The 9,232-nt window shown below is 61.6% G+C and carries 10 protein-coding genes; 4 read left to right on the top strand and 6 right to left on the bottom strand.

Translation table 11 applies throughout. From position 1 onward, the window contains the following. Position 1 precedes the first annotated feature (1 nt). Both ACFWXH_RS20515 and ACFWXH_RS20510 read left to right on the top strand, forming a co-directional pair. On the top strand, positions 2-649 hold the full coding sequence (locus tag ACFWXH_RS20515) for a septation protein A (protein WP_054310503.1): 648 nt from the start codon (positions 2-4) through the stop codon (positions 647-649). A gap of 159 nt (positions 650-808) precedes the next feature. Continuing rightward, the gene (locus ACFWXH_RS20510; protein ID WP_162839663.1) at positions 809-973 is read left to right on the top strand and encodes a hypothetical protein; all 165 of its coding nucleotides are present in this window, start codon (positions 809-811) and stop codon (positions 971-973) included. Between the two features lie 98 nt (positions 974-1,071). Here ACFWXH_RS20510 and ACFWXH_RS20505 read toward each other — a convergent pair whose 3' ends face one another. From ACFWXH_RS20505 to ccmA, 5 genes are all read right to left on the bottom strand, one after another. Then, the gene (locus ACFWXH_RS20505) at positions 1,072-1,962 is read right to left on the bottom strand and encodes a bile acid:sodium symporter family protein (protein WP_379123212.1); all 891 of its coding nucleotides are present in this window, start codon (positions 1,960-1,962) and stop codon (positions 1,072-1,074) included. 178 nt (positions 1,963-2,140) lie between these two features. Further along, positions 2,141-2,719 (bottom strand): DsbE family thiol:disulfide interchange protein, encoded by a 579-nt coding sequence (locus ACFWXH_RS20500; protein ID WP_054310402.1) that lies wholly within the window; start codon positions 2,717-2,719, stop codon positions 2,141-2,143. A gap of 13 nt (positions 2,720-2,732) precedes the next feature. Further along, complete coding sequence (ccmD, locus tag ACFWXH_RS20495; RefSeq protein WP_054310401.1) at positions 2,733-2,900, bottom strand: heme exporter protein CcmD; 168 nt, start codon at positions 2,898-2,900, stop codon at positions 2,733-2,735. A 120-nt stretch (positions 2,901-3,020) separates the two neighbouring features. Then, a complete protein-coding gene (ccmB, locus tag ACFWXH_RS20490; protein WP_379123211.1) occupies positions 3,021-3,686 on the bottom strand; it encodes a heme exporter protein CcmB in 666 nt (221 codons plus the stop codon). Continuing rightward, complete coding sequence (gene ccmA, locus ACFWXH_RS20485; RefSeq protein ID WP_379123308.1) at positions 3,686-4,294, bottom strand: heme ABC exporter ATP-binding protein CcmA; 609 nt, start codon at positions 4,292-4,294, stop codon at positions 3,686-3,688. Before ccmA ends, ccmB begins: the two co-directional genes overlap by 1 nt. A 389-nt stretch (positions 4,295-4,683) precedes the next feature. Between ccmA and acnA the strand changes: the two genes are divergently transcribed. After that, on the top strand, positions 4,684-7,374 hold the full coding sequence (gene acnA, locus ACFWXH_RS20480) for an aconitate hydratase AcnA (RefSeq protein ID WP_379123210.1): 2,691 nt from the start codon (positions 4,684-4,686) through the stop codon (positions 7,372-7,374). A gap of 181 nt (positions 7,375-7,555) precedes the next feature. Beyond that, on the top strand, positions 7,556-8,323 hold the full coding sequence (locus ACFWXH_RS20475; protein ID WP_054310398.1) for a thioredoxin family protein: 768 nt from the start codon (positions 7,556-7,558) through the stop codon (positions 8,321-8,323). 27 nt (positions 8,324-8,350) lie between these two features. Here ACFWXH_RS20475 and ACFWXH_RS20470 read toward each other — a convergent pair whose 3' ends face one another. Next, on the bottom strand, positions 8,351-9,217 hold the full coding sequence (locus tag ACFWXH_RS20470; RefSeq protein ID WP_379123209.1) for a PhzF family phenazine biosynthesis protein: 867 nt from the start codon (positions 9,215-9,217) through the stop codon (positions 8,351-8,353). Positions 9,218-9,232: the final 15 nt, after the last annotated feature.

The following is a 9,232-nucleotide window of genomic DNA, read 5'->3' as shown; positions in this document are numbered from 1 at the left end:
GATGAACGAACCCATTCTCGAACAAGACCCATCCGACCCGCGCAAGAAGGCCTTGAATCCCGGCCTGAAGTTTCTCCTGGAACTCGGCCCCGGTCTCGTTTTCTTTTTTGTGACGTTGCGCGGCGAGTGGCTGGCGCAGAAGTTCCCGGTGCTGGCAGAGCTCGGCGAGCCGATCCTGATCGCTACCGCCTTCTTCATGGCAGCGACCGCGATTTCGCTGACCGTTTCCTGGCTTTTGACACGCAGCTTGCCGATCATGCCGCTGGTATCGGCGGTCGTTGTTTTCGTGTTCGGTGCGCTGGCGATCTGGCTGCAGGACAAGACCTTCGCCTTCATGAAGCCGACCATCATCAATTCGCTGTTCGGGGCCGTCCTGCTGGGCGGGCTGTTGTTCGGCAAGTCGCTGCTCGCCTATGTCTTCGATACCGCTTTCAAGCTTGATGCCGAGGGGTGGCGCAAGCTCACTTTCCGATGGGGGCTGTTCTTCTTCTTCCTGGCCGTGGTCAACGAAGTGGTGTGGCGCAACTTCTCCGAGAACACCTGGCTCTATTTCAAGGTGTGGGGCATCATGCCGATCACGCTGGTTTTCACCTTCAGCCAGATGCCGTTGATCATGCGGCATTCTGTTGAAGAACAACCCGAAAAATAGCCCTTCAATCGATTAATTCGGCATTAACCGGCCATGCGCGAGGCGCAATGCTGCATTGCAGCATCTTGTTTTGCAATGCACACGAACTATGTCATGGTGGAATTGAAAAGGGAGGACTAACCGCCGCGTAACAGTGGCCACCAGCGAAGGAATTTCGCCATGATCCTCGACCTCGTTTCCCGTGCCCGTGACAGCATGGCCAAGCGCAAGCGCTACAACCAGCTCGTCAACGAAATCCAGGGCCTCACCGACCGCGACCTTGCCGACTTCAACGGCAATCGCGCCGAGATGCTCTACAACGTCCGCAGGCAGATCTACGGCTAAGCCCGTTCATCCCCGGTCTGGCTGAGAAAGTTCTCGACCGACCACCAGCGGAAATGTCTGGAACCCGAAAGCCGGCCGGCTTTCGGGTTCTTTGCATATCAGGACAAGTGTCGTGCGGCGGCCGGGTCGGTCTGCGCCCGCTTGAGCCAATAGCCGAAGATCGCAGCGGTAACGAAGGCGATGACCCCATAGATTGCTGCCGGCACGGCCATCGTCGCATTGTTAAGTAGAAGCGGGCTGAGCGCGATGGCGATCGCCAGCGTACCGTTGTGGATGCCGATCTCCATGCCGATGGCGGTCGCTTGCCGCCGGTCGATGCCGGTGGCGCGCGGCACGCAATAGCCGACCGCCAGGCTGACAAGGTTGAAGGCGAGCGCGGCCAGACCGACCACCGGACCCCAGGTAACGGCTGTTTCCCACTCCTGGACAAGCGCCACCAGAACCACCGCGAACAGGAACAGCATCGACAGGATCTTCACCGGCTGCGCCATGCGTGCGGCGAATTCCGGGAAGCGGCTGCGCAGCCACATGCCGATCAGGACCGGTCCGAGCACGATGACGAACACCTGGACGACCTTCGCGAACTGCAGCGGGATGGCCTGGTCGCCCGTCATGAAATGCGCGAGCGACCAGTTGACGATCAAGGGCAGCGTGGCGATCGACAGCGCCGAGTTGATCGCCGTCAGCGTGATGTTGAGTGCCACGTCGCCGCCGGCGAGATGGCTGTAGAGATTGGCCGATGTACCGCCGGGGCTGGCCGCCAGCAGCATCATGCCGACAGCCAAGGCGGGTTCCAGCTTGAACAGATAAACGAGAGCAAGGCAGGCCAGCGGAAGGATCAGCGTCTGGCAGAGCAGGGCTACGATCACAGCCTTTGGTTTCTGGAGAACGTTGCGGAAATCCTGGAGCGTCAGCGACAGGCCGAGGCCCAGCATGATGACGCCGAGCGCAAGCGGCAGAAAGATCGTCAGCGCGGAACTATCCTGCATCGAAGTCCCCTCCCCTTTTAAGCTGCGCGCGCCGTTGTGGCGCCCTCCCTTGCAGCCATTGCGGGAAAGGTAATCGAAAAGCTGGTCGCGGCCTATCAGGCAGGCAGCCAAGCAGGCTTACCATGCGTCAAGTTGGTGGATGGGCAGATGCGGGTGTAAAGCGCCTTCGCGCCGAGGCTTAGTCGGCCGCCAGCGCCTTTTCGATTTCGGGCAGAAGCAGTGCCTTGGCGGTCTGAGGGGTCAGCGGCCCGACATATTTGAAGGCGACCTTGCCATCCTTGTCGATCAGGAAGGTTTCAGGCACGCCATAGACACCCCAGTTGATCGCGGCGCGGCCGTTTTCATCGACGCCGATGACATTGAATGGATTGCCGAGTTCGCCGAAGAAGCGGCGGGCATTTTCCGGCTTGTCCTTGTAATTCAGTGCTGCCATCACGAAGCGCTTGTCCTGGGCGAGGCCCATCAGCACCGGATGCTCCTCGCGGCATGGCACACACCATGAGGCGAACACGTTGAGCAGCGTGACCTGGCCTTCGAACTCGGACGAATCCAGGCCTGGCAAGCTGCTTCCCTCCAGTGGCGGCAGGTTCGTCTCCGGCGCGTCCTGACCGATGAGCGCCGAAGGGATGGCGGAGATATCCCGCCCGGACAGCAACTGGGACAGGAACAGGCCAGCGAGTCCGAGGAAGATCGCCAGCGGCAACAGCAGAATCGGTTTGAAACGACGGCGCGCGGGCGCCTCTGTCTGGTCGCTCACAACAGCACCGCTTTCATGATCTGCCCGTCTTGTCCGAACGGCGGCGAACGCCGGCTGCTTCCAGTTCAGCGAGTTCCCGATTGCGGGCCCGCTGGTCGAGCAGGATCCAGCCGATCAGTCCGGCCAAAGCAATGACGGTGATGCCGTAGGCGGCGGTTACATAAAGAGCGTGTGCACTCATACGAGGCCTCGTGCGCAACGGCTGGCGCGCCAGCTTTCTTTGCCTTTGGCAATCATGCCTACCCTTAGCCCCCGCTCCCGGACAGCGCAATCTGCCGCCGCGCCGCACCCTGAAGGGTCGTCAATCGCCGCTGTGGCGCAATGCCAGGGCGGCCGCGACCGGTCCAACCACCGCCAGAAACAACGTCAGCGCGGCGAGAATGAGGAAAGGCTGAAAAAAAGGATCGGGGTCGTTGATGGCGCCGTAGCTGGCCGAGACGCCAAAGATCAGCACCGGAATGGTGATCGGCAGAACCAGTACCGAAATCAGCAGGCCGCCGCGCGGCAGTGCCACTGCCACCGCCGCCCCAGCCGCGCCAATGAAGGTGATGGCAGGGGTGCCGACCAGCAGGGTCAATGCGGTGGCGCCGATGCCGGTCGGGTTTATGTTCATGAACAGGCCGAGCAGGGGCGAGGCCACGACCAGCGGCAGCACGCTGACTGTCCAGTGCGCCAGGCATTTGACGAAGACGGTGAAGGCCAGCATGTGGCGATCGCGGTTGAGCACGAGCAGGTCGAGCGAGCCGTCCTCGCGTTCGGCCTGGAACAAGCGATCAAGGCCAAGCAAGGAGGCGAGCAGAGCGCCGATCCAAAGGATGGCCGGACCGATGCGGGCGAGCAGGTTGAGGTCTGGGCCGACGCCGAAGGGAATGGTGGCGATGACGGCGAGAAAGAAGATGACACCGGTCAGCGCACCGCCGCCGGCGCGGATGCCCAATCTGAGGTCGCGGAGATAGAGGGCGAGCATCAGGATTGCCTCCCCATCTCCAAGGTCTTTGCCCTTTCAAGTCCCAGAGGCAGGTGGGTCGCGGCCATGACGATACCGCCGGCCGCACAATGCGTGCCCATCAGGCCGGTGAACCGTTGTTCCGATGCCTTGTCCAGACCCGCGGTCGGTTCGTCCAGAAGCCAGAGCGGTCGATGCGAGACAAGCAGCTTGGCGATGGCGGCACGCCGGCGCTGGCCGGTGGAGAGATAACCGAAAGGCAAATGGCCGATACCGTCCAACCCGACCGCGTCGAGGGCTTCGCCGATGTCGAGCCGGCCCTTCCCGCAGAATTGCTGCCAGAAGACGAGATTCTCCGTCACCGTCAGCGCCGTTTTCATCGCGTTCTGGTGACCGAGATAGTGGCAGGCGGAAGCGATGCTTGGAAATGTCTCGTCTACCTCGGCGATCCGCACGCTGCCGCGGGCGGCTGGCAGGAAGCCGGCAACGACGCGCAGCAGTGTCGACTTGCCCGAACCGTTGGGGCCGGTGATTACAAGGCTCTCGCCGTCTTCGACGAAAAAGTCGATATCTTCGAAAACTGGCTCGCCGCCGCGCTCTCCGCTCAGATTTTCGGCGATCAGCCGCATCATTTCCCCTTCGTCGAAAGCCTGAACGGCAGCGCGTTGCGTCGCAACAAAAATGCCAATTCCGTGTCTAGAGCGTTTCCGCTCTTAGCGGAAACGCTGAAACGCTCTAACTCATTATTTTTACGCAATTCCGGACGCAAAACTGCTACGCACTTTTGCTGGAATTGCTCTAGACTATTCAACGATTTTCTCTATATGCACCCTTACCAACCCCAGCGGTCGGGGAAGGCAAACACATTTGCGCCGAACCAGCGCACGCGCCGCCTTGAACGGCTCGGGTTGCTTGGGAGCGGACAGCGGAAATGGCCGTACCCGCACCTTTGCGCGTGATGAGCATGCCCATCGGAGTCCGTTCCCTTTCAGGCTGAACAGACAAGGATGGATCGCTCGTGTCCAAATCAATCGACAGTTTCAATTGCCGCCGGACCCTGACCGCAGGTGGCGGAGAATATGTGTATTTCGACCTCACCGAAGCCGAGAAGAACGGCCTGGCCGGGGTCTCAAAGCTTCCCTATTCGATGAAGGTTCTGCTGGAGAACCTGCTTCGCAACGAAGACGGCCGCTCCGTCACCAAGGAAGCAATTCAGGCGGTTGCTGCCTGGCTGACGGACAAGGGAACCGCCGGCGTAGAGATTGCCTATCGTCCGGCGCGTGTGCTGATGCAGGATTTCACCGGAGTTCCGGCGGTGGTCGATCTGGCCGCCATGCGCGACGGCATCGCGGCTCTCGGCGGCGATCCGCAGAAGATCAATCCACTCGTGCCTGTAGACCTGGTCATCGATCACTCGGTCATCGTTGACGAGTTCGGAACGCCGATGGCGTTCGCCCGCAATGTCGAATTGGAATATGAGCGCAACGAAGAGCGCTACAAGTTCCTGAAATGGGGCCAGCAGGCGTTCCGCAACTTCCGCGTCGTGCCGCCCGGCACCGGCATCTGCCACCAGGTCAATCTCGAATATCTCGGCCAGGTCGTGTGGACCAACGATGAAGATGGCGAAACGGTCGCCTATCCGGACACTTGCGTCGGCACCGATTCACACACCACCATGATCAATGGTCTGGGCGTGCTGGGCTGGGGCGTCGGCGGCATCGAGGCCGAGGCCGCCATGCTTGGCCAGCCGGTCTCCATGCTTCTGCCCGAGGTTATCGGCTTCAAACTCACCGGCAAGCTGAAGGAAGGCGTGACCGCCACCGACCTGGTGCTCACCGTCACCCAGATGCTGCGCAAGAAGGGCGTTGTCGGCAAGTTCGTCGAGTTCTTCGGCCCCGGCCTTTCCAACATGACGCTGGCCGACCGCGCCACCATCGGCAACATGGCGCCCGAATATGGCGCGACCTGCGGCTTCTTCCCCGTCGATGGCGAGACCGTGCGGTATCTTACCATGTCCGGCCGTTCGGAAGATCGCATCGCGCTGGTCGAGGCCTATTCGAAGGCGCAAGGCATGTGGCGTCACGATGGTTCGGCCGACCCGGTCTTCACCGACATGCTCGAACTCGATCTCGGTTCCGTGGTGCCGTCGATGGCTGGCCCGAAGCGGCCTGAAGGCCGTGTCGCACTGGAAGACATCCCGGCCGGCTTCGCCAAGGCGATGGAGACCGAGTACAAGAAGGCCGCCGAAATCCACAAGCGCTACGCGGTCGAGGGTACCGATCACGATCTCGGCCATGGCGATGTCGTCATTGCCGCCATCACCTCCTGCACCAACACGTCCAACCCGTCGGTGCTGATCGGTGCCGGCCTGCTTGCCCGCAATGCCAACCGCCTGGGCCTCAAGCAGAAGCCGTGGGTGAAGACCTCGCTGGCGCCAGGTTCGCAGGTCGTCGCGGAATATCTGGAGAAGTCCGGCCTGCAGAAGGAGCTCGACCAGATCGGCTTCAACCTGGTCGGCTTCGGCTGCACCACCTGCATCGGCAACTCCGGCCCGCTGCCGGGCCCGATCTCCAAGACCATCAACGACAAGGGCCTGATCGCTGCCGCGGTCTTGTCCGGCAACCGCAACTTCGAGGGTCGCGTGTCACCGGATGTGCAGGCGAACTATCTCGCCTCGCCGCCGCTGGTGGTCGCTCATGCGCTCGCCGGCACCGTCACCAAGGACCTCACCAAGGAGCCGATCGGCGAAGACAAGAACGGCAAGCCGGTCTACCTCAAGGACATCTGGCCGACCTCGGCCGAGATCCAGGAATTCATCGAGAAGAACGTCACGCGCGAGCTGTTCGCCCGCAAATATGCCGACGTCTTCAAGGGTGACGAGAACTGGCAGAAGGTGCAGGCCCCAAGCGGCCAGACTTATGCCTGGGACGACAAGTCGACCTATGTGCAGAACCCGCCCTATTTCGCCGGCATGGGCAGCAAGCCGGGCCATATCAGCGACATCAAGGGCGCACGGGTGCTCGGTCTCTTCGGCGACAAGATCACCACCGACCACATCTCGCCGGCGGGCTCGATCAAGGCGGCTTCGCCCGCTGGCAAGTACCTCACCGACAATGGCGTCGGCGTCGCTGACTTCAACCAGTACGGCACGCGCCGCGGCAATCATGAGGTGATGATGCGCGGCACCTTCGCCAACATCCGCATCCGCAACCACATGCTGGGTGAGAATGGGCGCGAGGGCGGCTACACCATCCACTATCCGTCCAAGGAAGAGATGTCGATCTACGACGCGGCCATGGAATACCGCAAGGAAGGCGTGCCGCTGGTGATCTTCGCCGGTGTCGAATACGGCAACGGCTCGTCGCGCGACTGGGCGGCCAAGGGCACCAACCTGCTCGGCGTGCGTGCGGTGATCGCTCAGTCCTTCGAGCGTATCCATCGCTCGAACCTGGTCGGTATGGGCGTTATTCCCTTCACCTTCGAGGACGGCACGTCCTGGGCTTCGCTCAACCTGAAGGGCGACGAACTGGTCGAGATCGACGGGCTCGAGACCATCAAGCCGCGTCAGAAGATGGTCGCCAAGGTCACTTTCGCCGACGGCACCGTCAAGAACGTTCCTATCCTGTGCCGCATCGATACGCTCGATGAGCTCGACTACTACAAGAATGGCGGCATCCTGCAGTATGTCTTGAGGGATCTTGCTGCCTGATAGTGGTTGAAAGACCCAAGAATAGGCCGCCGGAACGAAAGTTCCGGCGGTTTTGTTTTGAGGAAAAGACTGTTTTGTTAAGCTGAGAATTTCACCGCAACGTGACTTCCCGTTGACCGCGGCTTCTGGCAGATATTTTAACAAACACGAACGAGCCGGCTTAGCCGGCGGGACCAAAAGTATGCCCTCTCGGAAATCACTGCTGCTGGCTGCTGCCGGGCTGGCGGTTTCGACGCTTGCAACCGCAGCCCAGGCGGCTGAGACGGCGCGACCGCTGGGGGTCGTCGAACTGTTCACCAGCCAGGGCAACAAATCCTGCCCGCCTGCCGATCGCTACCTGGCGGAGATCGCTGCCAAGGGCGATGTGATCGCGCTCGCCTATCATGTCGACTATTGGGACTATCTGGGCTGGCAGGACTCGCTTGCGCGCAAGGAAAACACCGAGCGCCAATACGGCTATATGCGTGCCTTCAAGGGCCGCTCGGTTTATACGCCGCAGGCTGTCATCAATGGCCGTGCCGACGTCAACGGGGCCAGCCGCGAGGCCATCAGCGGCGCGCTGACTCGGCTGAACAAGACCGGCGAAGGCATGCGCATCGACATCACGGTGACCGATACTGGTGATGGGGTCTCGATCGAAGCCGGCAATGTTCCGAGCGGTTCTGCAGGCATTCCGGTAAAGGCGCATGTCGTCATCGTCTATTTCAACCCACCGCAGGTGGTGAATGTGGGTAACGGTGAAAACAATGGCCGCAAGATGACCTATTGGAACGCCGTTTCCAACGTCCAGACTGCCGGCATGTGGTACGGCAAGGCGCAGCGATACGATCTGCCGGCCAGTGAGGTCGCCAAGGCGGCGGGCTCCGCGGTTCTGCTGCAGTCTGTTGGCCGCGATGGCGAGCTCGGCCCGATCATCGGTGCGTCTTTCATCCGCAGGCCGTCCGTCTGATCGTGTCGGCGGGTAGCTGCTGCGGCGTCACCAAGATCGCGGCGCCACCACCGCACCGTGACCGACGATCGCCACGCCACCGCCGACCTTTACCGAGGTGATATTGTCCGGCACCCCATGCGGCTCGACAACGAGCTCGCTGGGCCGTCCGGTAAAGCGCCCCTGGTTCAGCGTGAAGGCCTCTCCTGATTGCGCGCCACAGTAACGAAGACGGTAGGCGCCAATCGTTCCGGCAGCGCTTCCGGTGGCGATGTCCTCGATGATGCCGTCATTGTTCCAATGCCGTATTTCGTGTGCCTCTTCGTCGAAGAGCACGGCGAACTGGGCTCCCAAGGCTTCGAGAAGTCCGGTGATGTCAGCCTTGATCCTGGCGCGCGGCAGGACTTGCGAACGCACTGGCAGGATCAGATAGCGCAGACCTGTACTCATCACCGCCAGAGGCAATGTCGGATCGAGATCGGCACGGGTCAGATCGAAGGCGGCGGCTATGTCGTCATCCGCCGGCACCTCGCCGAGGAATTGAGCATGGCCCTGATCAAGCATGCCGAAATAACCCGAGTCGGTGCGACGCGTGACAACCGTAACGCTCTTGCCAGCGAGGTTGAACCTCCACTGCTGGTCTTCGTCACAATCCGCCGTTTCGTGCAGGGCGGCCGCCGCTCCGATGATGGGGTGGCCAGCAAAGGGCAGTTCCGCGAACAGATCGAAGACGCGTGCACGATGCGTCCGGGCGTCCGGCCCGGGCTCCAGGAAGATGGCCTCGAAGTGCCGGAGCTCGCGGGTGATTGCCAGCATCTGACTGGCGTCCAGACTGGCGCTGTCGAGGAATACAGGCAGGCTGTTGCCGGCATAGGCGCGCGGCGCGAACACGTCGACATGCAGATAGGACGGCATGGAAGCAGTACCTCG

Source organism: Mesorhizobium sp. NPDC059054 (genome assembly GCF_042739215.1).
In the GTDB taxonomy this organism is placed as follows: Bacteria; Pseudomonadota; Alphaproteobacteria; order Rhizobiales; family Rhizobiaceae; genus Mesorhizobium.
The sequence above is the reverse complement of the archived record's forward strand: the minus strand, read 5'-3'. Positions and strand labels throughout refer to the sequence as shown.

Excerpts from the sequence above, each read along its gene's own strand:
- ACFWXH_RS20515 (WP_054310503.1), top strand. The coding sequence starts at position 2 with ATGAACGAACCCATTCTCGAACAAGACCCATCCGACCCGCGCAAGAAG.
- ACFWXH_RS20510 (WP_162839663.1), top strand. The coding sequence starts at position 809 with ATGATCCTCGACCTCGTTTCCCGTGCCCGTGACAGCATGGCCAAGCGC.
- ACFWXH_RS20505 (WP_379123212.1), bottom strand. The coding sequence starts at position 1,962 with ATGCAGGATAGTTCCGCGCTGACGATCTTTCTGCCGCTTGCGCTCGGC.
- ccmD (WP_054310401.1), bottom strand. The coding sequence starts at position 2,900 with ATGAGTGCACACGCTCTTTATGTAACCGCCGCCTACGGCATCACCGTC.
- ccmB (WP_379123211.1), bottom strand. The coding sequence starts at position 3,686 with ATGCTCGCCCTCTATCTCCGCGACCTCAGATTGGGCATCCGCGCCGGC.
- ccmA (WP_379123308.1), bottom strand. The coding sequence starts at position 4,294 with ATGCGGCTGATCGCCGAAAATCTGAGCGGAGAGCGCGGCGGCGAGCCA.
- ACFWXH_RS20475 (WP_054310398.1), top strand. The coding sequence starts at position 7,556 with ATGCCCTCTCGGAAATCACTGCTGCTGGCTGCTGCCGGGCTGGCGGTT.
- ACFWXH_RS20470 (WP_379123209.1), bottom strand. The coding sequence starts at position 9,217 with ATGCCGTCCTATCTGCATGTCGACGTGTTCGCGCCGCGCGCCTATGCC.